Here is a 21,015-nt window from a genome sequence, read left to right as displayed (position 1 = left end):
GGAGGAAAGCAAACACTATGGCTTGATGGCCAGGCCCCATGGGTAGCGACCCACCTTGATGGATTTGATCACTTTCAGTTTGTCGACATCCACCACGGAAACATCGCCACTGATGCCATTGGTGGTCAGCAGGTATTTTTCATCCGGTGAAAAGGCCATGTGCCACACACGGCGACCGACCAGCAAGTAGTCGAGCACTTCGTAGGTTTTGGCGTCGACTACGGCAACGTGGTTGGCTGGGCCAAGGGCAACAAACGCATAACGGCCGTCAGAGGATAGCTTGACGCCTACCGGTTGTACCTTGTCCCGGTGTACGCCACGAATCTCGAACCGCAGCTTGTGCAGTTCTTCTTTGCTGTCGACATCAATAACCGAGACGGTGCCGCCAATTTCAGCGCTAGCCCACAGTTGTTTGCCGTCCTTGCTGAATTCTACATGACGTGGGCGCTGATCCACCTTGGTGTTGTGGAACAGTTCGTTGGTCTCGGTGTTAATCCAATGCAGCATGCTGGTGGTTTCCGAGGTGTTCACCACAATCTTGCCGTCCGGGCTGACGCCCATGCCTTCAGGTTCTACACCGACATCAATCTGGGCCGTCACGATGCTCTTCTGGGGATCAACCACGGTTACCAGAGAGCTGTCTTCGTTGGAAATGTACAGGCGGTGGCCGTCCGGGTGCAGGGCAAACTGCTCAGGGTCTTCGCCGGAGGGCAGGTTGGCGATGATCTGGCCCGAAGCAACGTCCATAACCTGTACGGTATCGTCGTCGCTGGCGCAAATGTACAGCTTGGTGTAGTCCTCGTTGAAGGTAATACCACGAGGACGCTGGCCAACCTCGATGGTGTTCACCACTTCGAGGCTGTCGAGATCAATGATCGACAAAGTGTCGTCTTTTTCGTTGGATACATACGCCAATGAGGCCGCGATGGCTGACTGGCTGGCACCTGCAAAGGCTGCGGGCAAAAGAATGGGAAGAAGCGCAGGCAGCAACAGGCGACGGGTGGCTCGCAGGGCTTTTTGAGCGACGTTTTCCTGTTGAGTAAAGTGTTTTGTGGCCACGAAGCGCTTGGAAGAAAGTTTCATGATCATTATCTCGTTGTTGTTATTGGGACAGATTGCATTGGCTTTCGCGTTGGTCAAAGCCCAATGTATCGAGTTCTGTGGTCGGGTGCAGATAGCCTTCTTGCGGCGACTGCGACACCAGTGCCCGAGGGTGAATCAGGGCAATGGGCTGGCGCAGCTGGCCATTCCAGTTGCGGTAGGTCAGCTTGCGGCCCTTGAAACCAGCCAGCTCGAATTTTGGACCGAGCAAGTGACTTTTTAATGCTGCCGCCTGATAGTCGATGTTGTGTGACACCGATTCGCCAATCGAGCGCATGGCGGCCCAGGCAGCGTAGTCCTTGTCGGTCATCCAGCGGTCGGCCTGACGGTCAAAACGGCTTTGCAGTTGCGCCGCTCCCCACTGTTCAATCACCCGGTGCCAGCCGGTTGGGGTGAGTCCTTGAGTCCCCACCACCGGGCGTGGGTACCAGGTGTTGTAGAGAATGAACTCGCCAAAATCGCCGGGTTCGTCGGCAACCACAACGGCATCGTATTCTTTGGTTTGTGTGAACAGCGGTACTTCGGTTTGGGCGCTGCGACGCAAGTCGCTGTCGAAGGTCCATTCTTTTTCTGCCTCCAGTTTGGCTCCAAAGCGTTTGGCACTGCGACGCACGGCATCGGCATAACGCTGGTCGCCCTCGCGACTACCGCTGATCAGCAACCATTTTTTCAGGCGTTTTTTCATCAGCCACTGGGCCAGTGCATCAGTCAGCATGGCGCGACTGGGCAGGGTGTGCAGCACGTTGGTCAAACAGCTTTCGGTACGCAGCTGGTCGCTGTTACTGCCAACGTTGAAGAACAGGATGTCCGGTGCCTGGCTCGACAATGCCTGCAGGGTGGCTGCGGGCGCGTTCACCAGCACCGATTGAATGCCGTCGGCCTGCCATTGCGTCAGTGCTGCTTGCAGGTCGGGAAGTTCATAGCTTCTTGCTTCTTTTAACTGGTAGTCCAGCCCCAGGAATTTGCCCCCGGCGTTGTTGTCTGCCATGCCCAGTCGAGCGCCTTGCAGGCCGTTATCTTCTGGTGGTGGCAGTACATTGGACAACAGAGGAGGCTGTTCTTGTTGCAGTTCCAGGTAGCCAATAACGATGGCTTGTTTGCCGTTGTCTTGTGCTTGGGAGCTGGCCACGGAGAACAGCGACGGTAGCAGGCAACAGGCGATGCCAGCGGTACCTAACAGGCGACGCCAGCCCGAGCGGGCGGTGCGCAAGCGTTCAACAGGTGCTTGCAGAGTGCTGAGTGTCATAGCGAGTCCTGAGTAATTGTTATTGCTGTTGGCGTAGACCTTCCAAAAGCAAAGCTTTTGTAAATGTAGGCCATCGTTCGCCAACTTCGACCCTGACGACAGAGTACGAAACCACAGCAGGCCCAGATATAGGCTTTAAGTCGACGATGTTTAGGCCTGTCGTACTATGGAGCTGCGTTGTTTGCTGCTGCACAGTTTTAATCGCGACCCCGTGAGTCGGCCAGGGCTCGTCCCCTTCCTGCCAGTAAACGTCAGTCTTTCTTTGTTTGGACTAAGCTGCTTTTAACATGAGTATTAGTCACAAAACGCAGTTACAACGAGACACAAAACCTACTACCAAGGTACAGAACTTCGACTACCAAAGTGTTCTGTGGCCTGTTTTATCTCATACCTAGAATGCAGCCATGACAATAACAAAACGATAGGTGCTCAATAATGAAAACAATCGGTTCTGTGATCCAAGGCTTGATGCTTGCTGGTCTGATGGCGATTTCCGGCGCTGTTTGGGCGCATGGCGATGTTACCCCTCAAGCTGTAGACGTATCCGCTCTGGAGCCGCTGGGTGAAGAGTGGCTGGAAGAAAACCCATACGTTGGTAACGAAGACGCGATCAAGATCGGTGAATCTGCTTACGCGCAAAACTGTGCTCGCTGCCACGGTCTGGACGCCATCTCTGGTGGCATCGCCCCTGACCTGCGCTACCTGGAGCCTGGTCTGGACGGTGATGAGTGGTTCGCTTACCGCGTAGTTAACGGTGCAGTTCGTAACGGTGTTCCTTACATGCCGAAGATGGCTGACTTCCTGAGCCAGGAATCCCTGTGGGCCATCCGCGCCTGGCTGGTAACCAAGTACGTCGAAGAGTGATTTTCACTCGCCGGTAACAGCGTTTGACGCTGACTGTGCACCCGAATTCGTCCCCTTATGCGGCGAGTTCGGGTTTTCGCGTTTGGGGCATCGTCTAAACTGGTGCTGCCACTGGGGAAGGAGTTCACTATGACTTTTATGTTTTGCCGGACATGGCCAGGCCGTTTTCATCGCTCTATGAAAGTATCGATAAACGCCTTGCTGACTGTACTGTTGTTAGGAATTCAACTGCCAGTGCAGGCGTTGTCGTTGGAAGATATTCAGGACAACGGCGAAATCAGTGTTGCTGTCTATCGGGATTTCCCGCCGTATTCCTGGCTTGATGGCGATGAGGCCAAAGGCTTTGATGTCGATATCGCGCGGGAACTGGCCAGTGGATTGGGGGTGAAGTTGCACCTGCACTGGATGATCCCGGACGAGAATCTCGACGACGATCTGCGTAACCACGTCTGGAAGGGCCATTACCTGGCGCGTATTGAAGACGAGGCCATGCTGCGGCGGGAAGTGGCCGACGTTATGCTGCGTGTGCCTTACGACCGTGAGTTTGCTTTCAAGGTCGACCCGGATGGGTTGGTGATCAACGACCTGGTGCACTTTTTCGCGCCTTACCAGCGTGAGCGTTGGGAGCTGTTGATCGACACGGATAAGGTCGAAGATATTCAGAATCTGGCTTACTTCAACTACGAAAAAGTCGGCGTTGAAATTGATACCTTGCCCGACTTTTACCTGGTTGGTGCGTTCCGCGGCATGCTGCGCAAAAACGTGGTTCATTACACCACTACGGTGGATGCCCTGAACGGTATGGGTGCTGGCGAGGTTGGTGCCGTGATGGGCATGAAGTCGCAGCTGGAGTGGGGCATGCAAGCCCTCAATGAAAAGGCCGGTCGGGAGCGCTTTGTGCTGGCTGACATCCCCATGCCCAATTTGACCAAACGGTTCTGGGAAGTGGGCATGGCGGTCAAAGACGACCATCGTGGTCTGGCCTATGCGCTGGAAGACGTGATCACTCAGCTGGTGACCAGTGGCGAGATGGCACGCATTGCCGAACGCTATCATTTTGAATTTTTGAAAACCGATTTTTACCGGGTGATGGAATCGCAGTAGCGCCTGCGTCTTGATGTGTGCCCGCCCCTAGGGGCCCCTCTGAATAACTCGGTGCCCGCTCTGGATGACAGGGCGACGCTGAATCACGAAGCTGATTTGCAGGCCTGACGGGTCAAGTCAAAAATCAGCGACACAGAGTCAGCAATGCCCTGTCATCCCCTTTGGGCGCGGCCTGCAGCCCGCCAGAACGGTGTTGGCGAATTTGGAAAGGACTGGTCATTCCGCTGCATTCGCCGCCTTGTTCTGACAACCTGCAGGATTCGCGCAGAGCTGTGCAGAGTTATTCAGAGGGTCCCTAGACTGACAGTCGTTGCTGTAACGCCTGTCAGTCCTACCCAATATCGCTATTTCTCATCGTTTTTTCGTTATCTCCCAGCCCTCCAGACTACGCGCGTCTAGTCTATCTGCAGGCACTCTTTTTCACTTGCTCCAGCGCAGACGGAATCCGGCCAGCAATCGTTTTGGGGAGGTTTTGGAAAGGTTTTGCAGTGGTGTTGGCGTGGTTTGAAACTGAGTCAAGGAATCGACAAACGGCGCGTTCCTAATACTAACCTCCTCATCTCTGGGGTAGGGGACTGCTACCAAGGTACTGGGAAATCAACCCGCAGGTCGGATTGGATGCGCAGACCACAAAACCAACAATGATCAGGTATCTGAGAAAAGATGCACCTGTGGCTGCCGACCCGGAAGGGCGGGCACAGAAGCTCCTGAACTAATAAGAAAATCCTCCCAAGGAGAAAATAATGAAGACAACTTCTATCGGCTTGAAGGGACTGGCACTGTCCACACTGTTCGCTGCCGTGTCTCTTGCAGGTCCTGCCCAGGCTGGTGTTACCGACAAAGACATTATCAATGACCAGGCGACCGTGGACGACGTGGTTTCCTACGGTATGGGTTTGCGTGGTCAGCGTTACAGCCCAATGACCAAGTTGAACGCAGACACGATTCAGGACCTGAGACCGGTATGGGGTTTCTCCTTTGGTGGTGAAAAGCAGCGTGGTCAGGAATCCCAGCCTGTCGTTAAAGACGGCGTTATGTACGTTACTGCATCCTACTCCCGTGTATTCGCCATCGACGTGAAAACCGGTGAAGAACTGTGGCAGTACGATGCTCGTCTGCCAGAAAACATCATGCCTTGCTGTGACGTGATCAACCGTGGTGTTGCTATTTACGGCGACCTGGTGATTTTCGGCACGCTGGACGCCAAACTGGTGGCTTTGCATAAAGACACCGGTAAAACCGTTTGGAAGAAAAAAGTTGCTGACTACAAAGCCGGCTACTCCATCTCTGCTGCGCCAATTGTTGTGAAAGGCAAGGTAATCACCGGCGTTTCCGGTGGTGAATTCGGTATCGTGGGTAAGGTAGAAGCCTACGACGCAGAAACCGGTAAGTTGGCCTGGACCCGTCCGACCGTTGAAGGTCACATGGGCTACATCTGGAAAGACGGCAAGAAAACCGAAGCCGGCATCACTGGCGGCAAGGCTGGCAAAACCTGGCCTGGCGACTTGTGGAAGTCCGGTGGTGCGGCTACCTGGCTGGGCGGTACCTACGATCCTGACGTAGATCTGCTGTTCTTCGGTACTGGTAACCCTGCACCATGGAACTCTCACCTGCGTCCTGGTGACAACCTGTACTCATCTTCCCGTGTAGCGATTGATCCGGATACTGGCGCCATCAAATGGCACTTCCAGACCACGCCACACGATGGCTGGGACTACGATGGTGTGAACGAGCTGGTTTCCTTCGACTATAAAGAGAAGGGCAAGACCATCAAGGCCGCTGCTACTGCTGACCGTAACGGCTTCTTCTACGTACTGAACCGTGAGAACGGTGACTACATCCGTGGCTTCCCATTCGTAGACAAGATCACCTGGGCCAAGGGTCTGGACAAGAAAGGTCGTCCAATTCTGGCCGAAGACGGTCGTCCGGGTGACCCATCTGCTTCTACCGATGGCAAGAAAGGTAAAACCGTTCTGGCGGCACCTTCCTTCCTGGGTGGTAAGAACTGGATGCCTATGGCCTACAGCAAAGACACCGGTCTGTTCTACGTTCCTTCCAACGAGTGGGAAATGGACATCTGGAATGAGCCAACAGCCTATAAGAAAGGCGCGGCTTACCTGGGCGCTGGCTTCACCATCAAGCCAATTCACGACGAATACATCGGTGTTCTGCGTGCAATCGATCCAAAAACCGGCAAAGAAGTATGGCGTCATGAAAACAACGCCCCACTGTGGGGTGGTGTGATGACCACTGCTGGTGGTCTGGTATTTACCGGTAACCCGGAAGGCTACCTGATGGCGTTCGACGACAAGACTGGTGAGATGCTGTACAAGTTCAACACCGGTTCCGGCATCGTTGGTACTCCAATTACCTGGGAACAGGACGGTGAACAGTACGTTGCTGTTGTATCCGGTTGGGGTGGTGCAGTACCTCTGTGGGGTGGTGAAGTGGCCAAGCGCGTGAAAAACCTGAACCAGGGTGGCTCCGTGTGGACCTTCAAACTGCCTAAGCGTCACGAAGTTGCTGCTCGCTAAGACCAGCTTCTGAAAGACTGCTGAAAGGCCAAGGGCCGCTGCGGGAAACCGCCGCGGCCTTTTCTTTGGTTCTTATTTCTCTTTCTTTTTCACTCTTCTACTTGGTTTGGCCAATCCCGCTTAACTAACTGATGTGAGTATCTGATTTGGGCATCTTCCTTGATTGGACGGGAAATCTTCCCAGCACCTGTGACCAGCGCCCAATTTACCGATAACCGACGCCTCTGACGCATCCTTGCTGGCGTTGCCAGCGGGTAATCTGAACGCTGATAAATCCGCTGACTGTCAGGAAGGGGACGGATATGAACATTCTGGTGGTAGACGACCATGCGATCGTGCGGCAGGGCTGCGTTACTCTGCTTCAGGAGGTCCTCAAGGACGCGCTCATTACCGAGGCCTGCGAAGGCGAGCAAGCCGTTCAGCTGGCTGCCGAACAGATGTTCGACCTGGTGATTGTGGACACCCGTATGCCGGGAATCTCCGGGCTGGAAACCGCCCGTCGTTTGTTACAGCGGCGGCCGTCTACCAGGGTGTTATTCTTTTCCATGTACGAAGAAAACGGCGTAGTGCGTCAGGCGATGGAGCTGGGCGCCAGTGGCTATGTGTGCAAGCGCAGTGCGCCAGCGGTGTTAATAGAAGCCGTCAAGGCGGTGCTGGCGGGGCGTTTGTTTGTTGAACACGACCTTTCCATGCAGCTGGCGTTTGGACGCCCGAACCGGCCCGACAGCCAGGCAGATGAGCTGACCGCTCGCGAGTTTGAGGTGTTCACCCAGTTGGCCAGTGGCCTGTCGGCGGATGACGTCGCGCTGCGATTGCATCTGAGCAAAAAAACCGTGGCCAATTACGCCACGGCAATTAAAAGCAAGTTGGCCCTGCGCTCCGATGCTGAACTGGTGCACAAGGCCATTGAGATGGGCGTTATTGAAGTGGGCAAACATGCGGTGGTTTAGCGATTGCTCTGAATCACCTCATGTCACCAGTTCTCACCAATCCACCGGACAACCGGTGCAGTCCTTCATATTGATATCCAGAAAGTTGGCGAAGTGCTTGCGCGTAGCGGTCATGTCGGCGTTACCAAAGTTACTGGATGACAACTTGGCTTCCTGCAAATTGGCGCCGGTCAGGTTGGCGTCACGCATATCAGTTTTAACGGCCCAGCTCATTTCAAAGCTGGCGGCTTGCAGGTTGGCATGGCGGAAGCTGGCCTTGCTGACGCGGGCAAAATCAAAGTTGGCTGCGGTCAGGTTGGCGTTGTCGTAACGGGCAACTTGCGAGAATGCCATGTAGGCGTCGATGGCCGTCATGTTGGCGTGGCTGAAGTCGGCCATGCGCAGGTTGGCGTAGCGTAAGTCTGCACGCAGCATTTCGGCGTGTTGCAGGCTGGCTTTTTCCAGATTGGCGTCTTTCAGGCGAGTGTGGTTCAGCACCGCTCGGTCCAGGTTAGCACCCGACAGGTTGATGCCCTCCAGATCCATGTTCGACAAATCCTGACCGGAAAGGTCCGCTCCAGCGCAGTCTGACGCTGGCTGTAATACGCAGCCGTTGATGACTGGCACATCTTCGTCAATGTAATCCGTATCCGTCTCCGTAACAGCTTGTGCCTGGGCTTGCAGCGGCAGTGCCGGGATCAGAGCCAGCACAGCAGTTGCCAACGTGGTTCGTGTGTTGCTGACTATGTGAGCGGCATGCCCACAGTCAGGCTTGGAAGAACAAGTATTGAGAAAACAAGAGGCAAGAGAAGATAGCGTGAGAGAGCGCAGAATAGCCATGGAAAATCACCTGTTTGTTGTTATTGGTGTGCTTGCTGGATGTGGTTATTGCAGAGTTATTGGGTCTGGTTAACTAGTGGTAGCTAGGAAACCACCACCGTGGTCAGCGTGCAGTTCTGACCACGGTGGAGTTAAGGTCCCTGGTATTACTATTACTTGCTAGCAACCTTGTCCCAGCTAGGCAGTTTGAACACCCAGAACGAACCGCCCTGTGGTACCGGCTTGGTCAAATCGGCCATGTCGCCACCCCAAAGAGGTACCGCACCGCCGTAACCAGAGGTCACACCAATGTACTGCTCACCGTCCATTTCCCAGGTGATTGGTGGGGCGATGATGCCGGAGCCGGTCTGGAACTTCCAAAGCTCCTTACCGGTTTTGTCGTCAAAGGCTTTCAGGTAACCGTCACCGGTGCCGGTGAAAATCACGCCGCCCTTGGTGGCCAGAACGCCAGCCCACAATGGCAGCGGTTCCTTGTGTTCCCAGGCCACTTTGCCGGTTTTCGGGTCCATCGCGCGCAGAATGCCTACGTGGTCGTCGTACATTTTCTTGATGCGGAAACCCATGCCCAGGTAGGCCGCGCCTTTGTTGTACGAAACGTTTTTCTCAGTCCAGTAGTCTTCTTTCCAGTGGTTGCCCGGAATATAGAACAGGCCGGTGTCCTGGCTATATGCCATTGGATTCCAGTTTTTGCCGCCCAGGAAGGGTGGTGATACTTCCACTTTTTCGCCGTGGTCTTCACCGGCTTTTGGCTTCGGTGGACGCTGGCCTTCTACTTCGATCGGACGGCCGGTTTTCGGGTCGATGCCCTTGGCCCAGGTGATGTTGTCGACGAACGGGAAGCCGCGGATAAAGTCGCCGTTTTCACGGTTTACCACGTAGAAGAAACCGTTACGGTCGGCGTGGCCAGTGGCCTTGATGGTTTTGCCTTTTTCCTTGTATTCAAACAGCACCAGTTCGTTGTTGCCGGAGAAATCCCAGGCATCGTTTGGCGTGTGCTGGTAGAACCACTTTACTTCACCGGTGGTTGGATCAACGCCCACCTGGCCTGAAGTGTAGAGGGAGTCGTAGTCGGCCGGATCGCCGCCTTCCGAGGTACGGGCCCAGCCGTTCCATGGGGCAGGGTTGCCTGCACCAACAATGATGGTGTTGGTTTCGGCATCGTAGCTGGCACTTTGCCATGGGGCACCACCGCCGTGGCTCCAGGCTTCAACCTTACCGGTTGGTGAGTTTGGATCGTCGGGCCAGCTTGGGGCTTTCACATCGCCGGTCGGGGTGCTCTTCTTGCCGTTCAGACGACCGTAATGGCCTTCAACAAACGGGCGCATCCAGATTTCTTCGCCGCTGTCCGGGTCGCGAGCAAACAGCTTGCCGACCACGCCAAATTCGTCACCGGAAGAACCGTGAATCAGCATCACTTTGCCAGACTTCTTGTCCTTCACCACGGTCGGTGCACCGGTCATGGTGTAGCCTTCCTTGTAGTCACCGAATTTCTTCTTCCAGGCGACCTTGCCGGTGTCCTTGTACAGAGCAACGATTTTGGCATCCAGTGTGCCGAAGTAAATCTTGTCGCCGTAGATGGCAGCACCACGGTTCACTACGTCACAGCAAGGGCGAATGCCTTCTGGCAGACGAGCGGTGTAGCTCCACTTGCGTTTGCCGGTCTTGGCATCGATGGCGAACACGCGCGAGTAGGAACCGGTCACGTAGATGGTGCCTTCGTGAACGATGGCCTGGCTTTCCTGGCCACGCTGTTTTTCATCACCAAACGAGAATGACCAGGCTGGTACCAACTTATGGACGTTGTCCTTGTTGATGTCGGTCATCGGGCTGTAACGCTGGGCTTTGGGGCCAATGCCGTAAGCCAGAACGTCTTCAGTGGTTGCAGCATCGTTGGCGATGTCATCCCAGGTCACTTTACTGGCGGCGGACGCCGGACCGGTGGCGGCAAGACCTACTGACAAGATGGCAGCAGCAAGCAGTGAACGAGTCATATTAAATTTCCTGTTGTTATTGTGTGTGGGGTCTCTGGAGTCCCGGAGACCCCCTGCGCTGGGCAGTTGCCGTGCCACTACATTAATCAACAGCGAGGATTAATCTGACTACAGAGCCTTTCCCCACGTATTCGAGGAAAAACACCTGACCATCGGGACTTTTTCCCGGGTGAGCTGGGAGTATCTATTTAATCCTGTATGGCTCTCGGCTCGGGCTTCCTGCTTCGCCCTACCTCCTGCATCCATGCAGTCGTGCGCGAGTGTTGCCGGTGTTTCAGGGCAAGGCGGCGGATGCAGCGAAATGACTGGTCCTTTTCAAGTTTGCCAACACCGCCATGGACGGCGGCAACCCGCGCCCTGCGGGGGCTAAAGGAAGATTCCGACTCGGTGTCGCCGTTTTTTGACGTAACCCGTTATGCCGGCAAATCGGCTTCGGAATTCGAAATCATCCAGTAGCCCAGAGCGAGCACCGGATTAAATAGATCCCCCCTACAACACTGAAATCCGAAAAACGGGACAGAAAAACCAGTACTTAGGGCCTACACTCAGTCAGCTAAAGTAGAGTTTTTTTGGAGAGGCGGCTGTCACACACTGTCACCATCATCAGTAAAGGTTCAACACGGCGAACTCGCGGTGAGCTTGTGTTGAACCCGTGCAGGCTGGTGATGTCACAGGTATCAGAGACGGTCCAGCAGTGGATGCCCAGCATCCTGGTCTACTACCACTGATACCTCTCCATAGATCCAAGGGCCAATGGCACACGCCAGACGCCTCTGGAAAGGTGTTCAAGGGTCGGGATAAGCCCGGCTTAATAACAAATAGAGGAAACAACTATGTGGACTAAGCCAGCCTACAAAGACCTGCGTATCGGTTTTGAAGTAACCATGTACTTCAGCCACCGTTAATGGCATTGGGCGCTTCTCTGGAAGTGCCTGATCGTTAACCGTACGCATGCCCTGAGCCTTGGTTGCAGGGCAAAAGATGCCCGGGGTAGTTTCTATTCCGGGCATTTTTGTATCGATTGAGCGTTGGAAGTTAGCTCGTTGAGTAATCAACTGGATGGTTGAATAACCAAACAGTGAACTGAGCAGTCGTAATCGTCATATTGGATTCACTGTTTCACAACTTATCTAACGCGTATCAGACATAATAATTACAACAAACTCGTCGTACAGGACACATCATGAAAATTCACGTTCTCGGTTCCGCTGCTGGTGGCGGTTTTCCCCAGTGGAATTGCAACTGCAACAACTGCAAAGGGTTCCGCGACGGCACCGTGAAAGCGCAGGCCCGCACCCAGTCCTCTATTTGTGTGTCTACCGATGGCGAGCACTGGCTGTTGTTTAACGCCTCGCCGGATATTCGTAACCAACTGGCTTCGTTCGAGCCACTGCAACCGGCCCGCAAACTGCGCGATACCGGCATTGAGGCCGTGGTGGTGATGGACGCCCAGATCGACCACACCACAGGCTTGTTGATGCTGCGCGAAGGCCTGCCGCTGGATGTTTATTGCACCGACCCGGTGTTTGAAGACCTAAGTACCGGCTACCCGCTGTTCACCATGTTGAAAAAATGGAATGGCGGCCTGCAACGCAAGGCGCTGTCGCTGGATACCGAAACCGGCTTTACCGTGCCGGGCATTGAAAACCTGCGCGTGCACGCCATGCCGCTCGACAGCAACGCACCACCGTATTCACCACGTCGCGACAACCCGGTACCGGGCGATAACATCGGAGTGTTCCTGCAAGACACCAAAACCGGTGGTTCTGTGTTCTATGCCCCGGGTCTCGGCAAAATTGAACCGCACCTGATTCCGTGGATGGAAAAAGCCGACGTACTGCTGGTCGACGGCACTCTGTGGCGCGATGACGAAATGATTTTCCAGGGCGTGGGTACTTCAACGGGTCAGAAGATGGGTCATTTGGCGCAGTCTGGTGAAGGCGGCATGCTGGAGGTGTTGGCGCAATATCCGGACAAGCGCAAGGTGCTGATTCACATCAACAACACCAACCCGATCCTGAACGAAGAATCTGAAGAACGTTCTATCGTTGAGAGTCAGGGCGTAGAGATTTCTTTCGATGGGATGGAAATCGAAGTCTGATGTTCCGGAGTCTTTGTTACCTGGGTGAGGACTTAAACCGTGCCGTGCAAGGCCTGGACGTTCTTATACCCAACCCGCTTTTACGATTTAACATGGAGACAACTTCATGAGCACTGACAACACGCCGTGGTCCCGCGAAGAGTTTGAACAACGCCTGCGCGCCAAGGGCGCCATGTACCACATCCATCACCCGCTGCATCAGGCCATGCACAAGGGTGAGTGCACGCCCGACCAGATTCGTGGCTGGGTGGCAAACCGCTTTTACTATCAGGTGATGATTCCGGTTAAAGACGCCAACATCATGGCCAACTGTCGCGACCGTGACGAGCGTCGCCAGTGGGTGCAGCGCATTCTGGACCACGATGGCTACGACGGTGCCCAAGGCGGTATTGAAGCTTGGTTAATGCTCGGCGAAGCCGTTGGCATCGACCGCGATACCATGCTGTCGCAGGATCTGGTGTTGCCGGGTGTTCGCTTTGCCGTGGATGCCTATGTGAACTTTGCCCGCCGTGCCAACTGGCAGGAAGCGGCTTGTTCTTCACTGACCGAAATGTTCGCCCCCGAGATTCACCAGTCGCGGCTGGACAGCTGGCCAGAAAACTACCCGTGGATTGACGCCAAAGGGCTGCAATATTTCCGTGGTCGCCTGAGCGAAGCCCGTCGTGATGTTCAGCATGGATTGCGGGTCACGCTGGATCATTTCCAGACCCGCGCCGATCAGGAACGTGCACTGGATATCCTGCAGTTCAAGCTCGACATTCTTTGGACCATGCTGGACGCCATGACCATGGCATACTGTCTGGATCGCAAGCCGTACCACAACGTCGATGCCGATGGCATGGGCAACCCGGTGCAGTATCACAAGGGACAGTACCGTTAAGCGGTACTGATCAGGCAGATTTCACCCAAACGCACGATGGAAAAGAAACCAATGAGCAACGCCATTCAAACCAGCCAGATTCCAACCCTCAACAGCATCTATCGCATGCAGTGGGAAGACAGCCAGGAATCCTGGGTGCTGTTGTACCCGGAAGGTATGGTGCAACTGAACGGCAGTGCCGGTGAAATCATGGCGCAGGTCGACGGCCAGCGTACCGTCGCCGACATCATCGCGGTTCTGGAAAGCAAATTCCCGGAAGCCGGTGATCTGAGCGCCGATATTATTGAATTTATCGGAGTGGCCCATGAGCACGACTGGATCGAATTCAGCTGATTCGCCGATGCTGAACCCACAAAATCCGCACAACGCCGGGCGTCCGTTCTGGCTGTTGGCGGAGTTAACCTACAAGTGCCCGTTGCAGTGTACCTACTGTTCCAACCCGCTGGACCTGAAGGGCAGCGGCCGCGAACTGACCACTGAAGAATGGATTGAGGTGTTCAAACAAGGTCGCAAAATGGGCGCTACCCAGCTGGGCTTTTCCGGTGGTGAGCCATTGGTGCGCCGCGACCTGACGACCCTGATTCGTGAAGCCCGGGCGATGGGGTACTACACCAACCTGATTACCTCGGGCCTTGGCATGGACGATCGTCGTGTCGCCGATTTCAAGGAAGCCGGACTGGATCATATTCAGGTCAGCTTTCAGGCCAGCTCGGAAGAGCTGAACAACCAGCTGGCGGGCAGCCAGAAAGCGTTCCAGCAAAAGATTGCCATGGCGAAAGAAGTCAAAGCCCAGGGTTACCCCATGGTGCTTAACTTCGTGATTCACCGCGACAACATCGAAGAGATCGACAAAATCATTGAGCTCTCGATTGAGCTACAAGCGGACTTTGTCGAACTGGCCATCGCCCAGTATTACGGCTGGGCGTTTATCAACCGCGAGCATTTGTTGCCAACCAAGGCGCAGCTGGAAAAAGCCGAGCGCATTACCAACGAGTATCGCACCCGTCTGGAAGCTGAACACGAAGCTGCTACTAATGGTAGTGGTGGTTCTTGTGGTAACGGAGCTGGCCAATCCGCTGGTAAAAAAGCCAGCAAGCCGCCCAAGCTGATTTTCGTCACGCCGGATTACTACGAAGAACGCCCAAAAGCCTGCATGAACGGCTGGGGCAACATCTTCCTGACCATTGCTCCGGATGGCACCGCGTTGCCTTGCCACAGCGCCCGTGAACTGCCGATCGACTTCCCCAATGTGCGTGACGAGTCGTTGGAAGACATCTGGTATCGATCCACCGGCTTTAACCACTTCCGTGGTTACGAGTGGATGAAAGAGCCTTGTCGTTCCTGCGATGAAAAGGAAAAGGACTTCGGTGGCTGCCGTTGTCAGGCCTTCAAACTTACAGGCGATGCTGCCGCCGCAGACCCTGTGTGCAGCAAATCGGAACATCACGGCAAAATTACCACTGCCCGTGAAGAAGCCGAAGCCATCGCCGCCGGTGCTGCCGGGCATTCACCAAAGCTGGCGCGCAATACCCACAACCAACAACAGGCCATTGAACTGGTTGAACAAAACCTGATTTTCCGTGGCTAAGAGCTGATAAATTAACAGCTCAACAGAAACGGAAGATAGACCATGACCGATATTCGCCAAATCGCCGAATGTGCTGAGCGTGCGGTTCAGCAAGGCAAGCAATGGGCAGAACTGCGAACCGCCGGCCAATGGATAGGCTGGCTGGAGTTCGACCCGGCCTTGGCGAAAAATCGACTGTGCCTGGCGTCGGTGAAAGACATCAACGACTTTCATTACCCCCTTGCCGATATCAGCGCCCGCAGCCGTGTTCACGAATACGGTGGCGGTAGCTGGTGTTTATGGGAAAACGGTCTGGCCTACGTTAACGAAGCTGACCAAGGCATTTACTGGCTGGCTCTGGATGATGCCAGTGCCAAATCTGAACAGGTCTGGCAACGCACCGACTATCGCTATGCCGACCTGACCTTCGATCCTGTCAATCAGCGGCTGCTGGCGGTGGAAGAAGACCATACCGCGCAGGCGTTAGCCAGCAATCCTTCGGGTGTTCGAGAGCCAGTGAATCGGCTGGTTGCTATCGCCATAGAGCTCAGCAGTGCCTCACAGAGAACAGTGCTTGCAGAAGGCGCTGACTTCTATGCTGGCCCGGTTGCCGGTCCTCTGATCAATAACCAGCAGCAGCTGAGCTGGATCAGCTGGAATCACCCACATCAGCCATGGCTGTCGACCACGGTGTCTCTTGCGCAAGTCAACGCACAGGGTGGGGCAGACGTCATCTGGCAGTTTAATGCGGATGAGCAAGCCATATCCTGTGTTCAGCCGGGGTTTGATGCCAGCGGCAATCTGCTGTTTGTGTCGGATCATACCGGCTACTGGAATTTATACCGTTATCTATACAGGACTTCCTCTCCGGCGCCCTTATCTGTTGAAGAGTTAGCAAACGAGCTGGTGGCGTTGTATCCGTCTACCAGCGAGTTTGCAGCGGCGCCGTGGCAACTGGGTGGCCGACATTGGGCTAGCCTGGATGCTACTGGCTCGTTAGGTAATGGCTGCTTGGGTAGTCGTTGGCTGGCGACCGGGTTGAATCCGAAAAGCGGTCAGTCTGAGCTGTTTGTGGGCGCTCAGTCAGGTGTTACGCGTTTGCCGCTGCCTCAGCCAGCGGCACGCTTGCATGGCATTACGTTTAATCACGATACCCAAATGGGTTACGCCATTCAGGAATGTCAGGATCGCAGCGCGGCCATCGTCAGCTGGTCGCTGAATGACGCTGAAGCGGCGGGCACTTCTGTGGGGTCCGCTTCAGGCTCTGACGAGCAGAACGACGACCCAAAGGTTGCGGTTTGCAGCACCATTGCCCCCTGGCCAAAGCCCGACGCTGACGAGCAGCCGGCTGCGCCTGAAGCTCTTCAAATCCCGTGTGGTCAGTCTGCCTCAGAGGCGCAGGGTTCTCAGACTGGGGGTTCAAGGCAAATTCAGCATTTGCAGGCGTGGCTTTATAAAGCTCATTCTCAACCCCAATCACAAACCGGCTCCCAGCCTCTCTCAGAGTACAGCGACCATTCCGTCAACGGGCTGATCATTCAGTTGCACGGTGGGCCGACGGCCTTTGCCGACAGCAGTTTTGATGCCCAGCGGCAGTTCTGGTGCGAGCAGGGTTACCATGTGCTGGTGCTGAATTATCGCGGCAGTAGCAATCTGGGCAAGGCATACCGTAGCGCCCTGCAAGGCAGCTGGGGCATTAGCGACGTGGAGGATGTCTTTGTTGCTTGCGACTACGTCATTCAGCAAGGGCTGGCAAAAGCCGGCCAGTTGTTTGTTCGGGGTGGTAGTGCCGGCGGCTATACCGTGTTGCAGGTGCTGTCGCATCCGGATGCTCAAGCTCACGGCATTGCCGGTGGCGCCAGCCACTATGGCATCAGCGATTTGTTGTTGCTGGACCAATTCACCCACAAGTTTGAATCCCAATACCTCAACTGGCTGATCGGCGACGCTGAGCAAGACCGTCAGCGGTATCTGGACCGCTCCGCCATTCACAACCTGGATACTTTCCAGTTGCCGGTCATTTTCTTTCAAGGCGCCATTGATAAGGTGGTTCCGCCAGAGCAAACCCGAGCGATATACGACGCCTTGCAACAGCGGGGTATTCGCTCCGAATACGTGTTGTTTGAAGGGGAAGGTCACGGTTTCAGAAAGGCAGAACACCGCATCGACGTGCTGATAAAAGAACTCGCGTTTTACCAAGCCAGCTGACGGTTCGCGCTTTGGAACCTGACACTGAGCGCAGCGTCTTAGTTTTTTGTGCGTCAGGATTTTTCAGTAATACGCGTCGGCGAACGTCTGGTTGGCGAGTCTGTACGCACCACAAAAACACATAATTACCGTGATACGTTTGAATAAACAGGGCCTCCACAAAGGAAGGCGAGAGGAGAGATCATGAAAGTCTGGGACGGATTTGTTCGAGGTTACCACTGGCTGCAATTGGCGTTGCTGGTGGGTCTTTGGTGGACCGCTGAAAACGCGGAAATGGAATGGCACATGAGTGCCGCAGCCTGTCTGGCGGCGCTTTGGGTAACGCGCATTATCTGGGGCTTTATTGGCTCGGAAAACGCGCGCTTTTGCAGCTTTGTCAAAGGCCCGGGAGCGGTTATCGACTATTTTCGTACCGTACTGTCGGGCAAACCGTCACAGCCCCATACCACCCACAACCCAGCGGGTGCGCTGATGGTACTGGCCTTGCTGGCAGTGATTGGTTTGCAGTGGATCAGCGGCTTGATGACCACCGATGAAATCTTCACCGAAGGTCCGCTGGTGCAATACGTATCGGACGAAACAGCAACCCTGTTTTCGCAGCTGCACCATCTGGTGTTTAACGGCATTATTGCCTTGGCTGCAATTCATATTCTGGCAGTGATTATCTACCGCATTAAAGGCGAGCGACTGCCGGAAGCCATGGTCAGTGGCAAACGCAAAGACATCGCCGAAGGCACTGTTGCGGCACCGGTGCTTAAAAACGGCTTGATTGCCTGGGGCATCTTTCTGGTGATCTGGGCGGGCTTCTGGTACTGGATTGTTGGGATGAGCAGCGGCTTTTGATTGCTGCTATAAAACCAAAACGGGAGCCAATGGCTCCCGTTTTTCGTTTATGCGCCTGACTACCAATTAGCGGTTCTTGTAATCGCTGTGGCAGGCTTTGCAGTTTTTCGCGGCGGTTACGAAAGCGGCTTTAACAGCGCCCTGATCTCCTGATTGAGCGGCTGACGCCAGTGCCGCGGTATCGCTTTCAAACTTGGCCATTTTGGCTTTGAAGCCATCCATATCAGACCACACTGCTGGCTTGGCTTTGGTCTCGCCTTTATCAGAGCCCGGGTATTCAAAGCCTTCCAGACCCATTTTTGCCAGCGCGGCCATGCTTTCGGCACGGTAGGTGGCTTCGCCTGCGTCATAGTCCGTTTTGCCTTTGATCATGTCACCCAGAGCGCCGGTGTGTGCGGCGACCAGATGAAACACGGACTGGCGAAATTCAATGGCGTCGTCAGCATCGTCGAATGCCTGTGCCGGGGCGATGGTCGCCAACGTCAGTGCGGAAGCAGCCGCTACGGTTTTCAGGTTCAAGTTCATGGGATTCCCTTTCAATTCATCAAGTTGGTCGGTCACGGTGGTTGCTCGCACATGTCATCCGGAGCGAGCTAATTTATAGACCACCAATAACAGTGATTTACTGCAAAGGGAAGTGTGATCCGGAGTATCGATTAACAGACATTTTTATGGAGGTTATTTTTACCTTAAATAAAATTGATTCCCATTTTCTTGTGGGTTTTATTGCTGATAACTGCATGGTGATGTAACTTCGCCCGGCCAATAGGGAAATTGCGCCATGAGGAGTTCATCGTGAAAAAGGTGTTACTGGTCGTTTGTCTTGTCGCGGCTTCCAGCTATGTGGTTGTTTCTTCCGTTTTCTCCGAGGAAGAACGTTATGTTGATACCGATACATCAGCGAAGACAGCTGAATTGCATCCAGGTAGTGGACCGTTCAAAGAGAATCGTGCTGACGCTGCGGGGGTAGACCACAGTCACCCTGATGTTGAGTTCAGCAATGCAGCTGGTGAAATCTCGGTAGCCTCTCTTGAATCAGAGCGAAAGATTCCCGGTGCAACACATGAACAGCAACAATCTGATTATGAAACTGAGGCTGTACCATTCGACCCCGTTGCTGAAATGGCTAAAAAACGTCACAGGCTTGGATATGGTCGGCCGGATAGATATTCGGACTATGCCTATTACGACATCGAGACGTTAGAGGCCATCGACGATGACTCTATCGATAAATATCAGGCTCTGGCAAAAAAGTACCTTGAGGCTGGGGATTTATCCAAGACTATTTATGCATATACATCTGCTGCTTATTTGGGCAGTACGTTTGCCATGTCTATGCTAGCGGCCTTGTATGAATCCGGGCTTGAAGCTGATAGGTATAACGAAGTCGATAAAGCAGAAGTCCTGATCAGGTATTTCTGTCTTTTGGAAGTGGCCAGCTTTTTAGGCGACCCTGTGATCGATGCAAAGTACATCCAGAAGCGAGTAGCCAAGTATGGCAGTGCGGACCCCAAGGTTTTACGTGAATGGAAGCGGACGCTACTTAAAAAAATAGCGGAAAGTAATGTCAGGGGTTGATTTAAAGAAGGATTTGACTGTGGCTTACGGTTATTTAAATAGTGTTTTAAAAGGTATCCTGAGTGCTTTTTTTGTGTTGATTTCAGGGTTTGCGATGTGCTGCGAATATAAGGCAGGTTTTTATTTTTCGGATTCCGTGAGCGAATCCGAATATATGGCATTTGTGGATGAGTTGGCTTCTTGCAAGTTTGTATCGTTTCCCAAGAGGTCTTCAGGTCGCAAAACATCCCCGGGCTCGACGATTAGCTATTGGCTGGAAAAGCACGATAGAAATGGAGATATGTCTCTATCTGAAAGTGAGGCGCCTGGCCTCGATTTCCTGCGCTGGGACAAGGATCAAGATCAAAGGCTGGACTTCAATGAGCTGAGGCATGCGGAGGCGTTTTCTGTCTACAGGCGATTTTTGCTCGAAGAGGGCCAGGTTGATCGGTATTTTAAGAATCTTACAGGTCTTTCTTGGAAGTTAAGGGGCGAACTTGAGGAGCTGGGTGACATCACTAGCTCACATCTTGGTAAAGAGTCATATTTTATGGCTCTCAGAAACGCCGCCGTTTTAGATCATCTAAAAAGTGTGTTGTCTGTTGAGGAATATGACGGATTTGACGATAGCTTGGGGGTGATTTTGAATTCTTCCTATCAGTACTACCAAGGGCCGGGAGATCGCAGTCGGGCACGAATTCGATCCCGGTTTTCGAGCTTTGACGAAAATGGTGACGGGGTCATAGCAGGAAAGGAACGGTCTAAACTGATTGATTACTTTGACCATGTTGTTGACTCGTCGTTGCCATCCGATAACGCTGGGTTTATGAATTCTGTTTATTCATTCGACATGAACGACGATGGTGACGTGGCGTACCCTGAAATCAGTATGATGAATGGGAAGTACGATGCCTTATTTGAAACCCTGGATAGCAATCGGGATTTGGTAATAAGTCGACAGGAATTGGAGCTTGTAGAAAAGAGTACATATTACTTACTTCAATCCGGCTTATATCAACGGTGTTCCGGTGGGATGGGCTGCATCGAAAAAGCGCTTGAAAGAACGCATATCCTTGAAGGGAGAATGTCGGGTGTTCTGAAAGAAATAGAACGCATCAAACAAGAGTATCTGAACGCCGTTAATCAGTCCCGCAGCAGTTTCTTCGACGACCTCAATCTGTACTTTAGCCCTGAAGCAATGGATCGCATCTCTGAAGTCTACGCAGATAGTTACTATTACAACTAAGGAC

Annotated in this window: 18 protein-coding genes; 13 read left to right on the top strand and 5 right to left on the bottom strand. The window is 53.8% G+C overall.

All coding sequences use genetic code 11. The annotated features are described in order from the left end of the window. Positions 1 to 15 precede the first annotated feature (15 nt). Together G516_RS0104450 and G516_RS0104445 are read right to left on the bottom strand one after the other, a co-directional pair. Complete coding sequence (locus G516_RS0104450; RefSeq protein ID WP_156878946.1) at positions 16 to 1,083, bottom strand: YVTN family beta-propeller repeat protein; 1,068 nt, start codon at positions 1,081 to 1,083, stop codon at positions 16 to 18. Positions 1,084 to 1,102: 19 nt separating this feature from the next. Next, complete coding sequence (locus G516_RS0104445) at positions 1,103 to 2,347, bottom strand: ABC transporter substrate-binding protein (RefSeq protein WP_084644859.1); 1,245 nt, start codon at positions 2,345 to 2,347, stop codon at positions 1,103 to 1,105. Positions 2,348 to 2,782: 435 nt separating this feature from the next. Between G516_RS0104445 and pedF the strand changes: the two genes are divergently transcribed. The 4 genes from pedF to G516_RS0104425 all read left to right on the top strand — a co-directional run bounded on the left by pedF (position 2,783) and on the right by G516_RS0104425 (position 7,799). Beyond that, positions 2,783 to 3,211, top strand: coding sequence for a cytochrome c-550 PedF (gene pedF / locus G516_RS0104440; protein ID WP_051218925.1), 429 nt, complete (start codon positions 2,783 to 2,785; stop codon positions 3,209 to 3,211). Between the two features lie 177 nt (positions 3,212 to 3,388). Then, positions 3,389 to 4,315 (top strand): substrate-binding periplasmic protein, encoded by a 927-nt coding sequence (locus G516_RS21020; protein WP_036534401.1) that lies wholly within the window; start codon positions 3,389 to 3,391, stop codon positions 4,313 to 4,315. A gap of 743 nt (positions 4,316 to 5,058) precedes the next feature. Next, the gene (locus G516_RS0104430; RefSeq protein ID WP_028292641.1) at positions 5,059 to 6,849 is read left to right on the top strand and encodes a PQQ-dependent methanol/ethanol family dehydrogenase; all 1,791 of its coding nucleotides are present in this window, start codon (positions 5,059 to 5,061) and stop codon (positions 6,847 to 6,849) included. A 302-nt stretch (positions 6,850 to 7,151) separates the two neighbouring features. Continuing rightward, positions 7,152 to 7,799, top strand: coding sequence for a response regulator (locus G516_RS0104425; RefSeq protein ID WP_028292640.1), 648 nt, complete (start codon positions 7,152 to 7,154; stop codon positions 7,797 to 7,799). A 33-nt stretch (positions 7,800 to 7,832) separates the two neighbouring features. On the opposite strand, the gene G516_RS21015 is transcribed toward G516_RS0104425, so the two are convergent. Both G516_RS21015 and G516_RS0104415 read right to left on the bottom strand, forming a co-directional pair. After that, positions 7,833 to 8,489 carry a pentapeptide repeat-containing protein gene (locus tag G516_RS21015; protein WP_036534398.1) on the bottom strand — a complete coding sequence of 219 codons (657 nt, stop codon included), beginning with the start codon at positions 8,487 to 8,489 and terminating at the stop codon, positions 7,833 to 7,835. A 281-nt stretch (positions 8,490 to 8,770) separates the two neighbouring features. Beyond that, positions 8,771 to 10,609: a methanol/ethanol family PQQ-dependent dehydrogenase gene (locus G516_RS0104415; protein ID WP_028292639.1), complete on the bottom strand. Its 1,839-nt coding sequence runs from the start codon at positions 10,607 to 10,609 to the stop codon at positions 8,771 to 8,773. Positions 10,610 to 11,442: 833 nt separating this feature from the next. Between G516_RS0104415 and pqqA the strand changes: the two genes are divergently transcribed. The 7 genes from pqqA to G516_RS0104380 all read left to right on the top strand — a co-directional run bounded on the left by pqqA (position 11,443) and on the right by G516_RS0104380 (position 18,208). After that, complete coding sequence (pqqA, locus tag G516_RS24270) at positions 11,443 to 11,514, top strand: pyrroloquinoline quinone precursor peptide PqqA (RefSeq protein ID WP_084644881.1); 72 nt, start codon at positions 11,443 to 11,445, stop codon at positions 11,512 to 11,514. A 278-nt stretch (positions 11,515 to 11,792) separates the two neighbouring features. Continuing rightward, positions 11,793 to 12,710: a pyrroloquinoline quinone biosynthesis protein PqqB gene (pqqB, locus tag G516_RS0104405; protein ID WP_028292638.1), complete on the top strand. Its 918-nt coding sequence runs from the start codon at positions 11,793 to 11,795 to the stop codon at positions 12,708 to 12,710. Between the two features lie 106 nt (positions 12,711 to 12,816). Next, the gene (gene pqqC / locus G516_RS0104400) at positions 12,817 to 13,590 is read left to right on the top strand and encodes a pyrroloquinoline-quinone synthase PqqC (RefSeq protein ID WP_028292637.1); all 774 of its coding nucleotides are present in this window, start codon (positions 12,817 to 12,819) and stop codon (positions 13,588 to 13,590) included. Between the two features lie 51 nt (positions 13,591 to 13,641). Continuing rightward, complete coding sequence (gene pqqD / locus G516_RS0104395; protein WP_051218924.1) at positions 13,642 to 13,923, top strand: pyrroloquinoline quinone biosynthesis peptide chaperone PqqD; 282 nt, start codon at positions 13,642 to 13,644, stop codon at positions 13,921 to 13,923. Next, positions 13,895 to 15,178, top strand: a complete 1,284-nt coding sequence (locus G516_RS21010; RefSeq protein ID WP_036534393.1) for a radical SAM protein — start codon at positions 13,895 to 13,897, stop codon at positions 15,176 to 15,178. The genes pqqD and G516_RS21010 overlap by 29 nt, the downstream gene beginning before the upstream one ends. Before the next feature lie 42 nt (positions 15,179 to 15,220). After that, entirely contained in the window at positions 15,221 to 17,365 is a 2,145-nt protein-coding gene (locus G516_RS0104385) for a prolyl oligopeptidase family serine peptidase (protein WP_028292635.1), read from the top strand. A 183-nt stretch (positions 17,366 to 17,548) separates the two neighbouring features. Next, on the top strand, positions 17,549 to 18,208 hold the full coding sequence (locus tag G516_RS0104380) for a cytochrome b/b6 domain-containing protein (RefSeq protein ID WP_036534389.1): 660 nt from the start codon (positions 17,549 to 17,551) through the stop codon (positions 18,206 to 18,208). Between the two features lie 66 nt (positions 18,209 to 18,274). On the opposite strand, the gene G516_RS0104375 is transcribed toward G516_RS0104380, so the two are convergent. After that, positions 18,275 to 18,733: a c-type cytochrome gene (locus G516_RS0104375; RefSeq protein WP_036534384.1), complete on the bottom strand. Its 459-nt coding sequence runs from the start codon at positions 18,731 to 18,733 to the stop codon at positions 18,275 to 18,277. 270 nt (positions 18,734 to 19,003) lie between these two features. Here G516_RS0104375 and G516_RS0104370 point away from each other — a divergent pair, with 270 nt between their 5' ends. After that, positions 19,004 to 19,786, top strand: a complete 783-nt coding sequence (locus tag G516_RS0104370) for a hypothetical protein (protein ID WP_028292632.1) — start codon at positions 19,004 to 19,006, stop codon at positions 19,784 to 19,786. Then, the gene (locus G516_RS0104365; RefSeq protein WP_028292631.1) at positions 19,773 to 21,011 is read left to right on the top strand and encodes an EF-hand domain-containing protein; all 1,239 of its coding nucleotides are present in this window, start codon (positions 19,773 to 19,775) and stop codon (positions 21,009 to 21,011) included. The genes G516_RS0104370 and G516_RS0104365 overlap by 14 nt, the downstream gene beginning before the upstream one ends. Positions 21,012 to 21,015 lie beyond the last annotated feature (4 nt).

This window comes from Oceanobacter kriegii DSM 6294, from assembly GCF_000422845.1.
In the GTDB taxonomy this organism is placed as follows: Bacteria; Pseudomonadota; Gammaproteobacteria; order Pseudomonadales; family Oceanobacteraceae; genus Oceanobacter; species Oceanobacter kriegii.
Note: the sequence above shows the minus strand (reverse complement) of the source record. Positions and strands in the feature narration are given on the sequence as shown.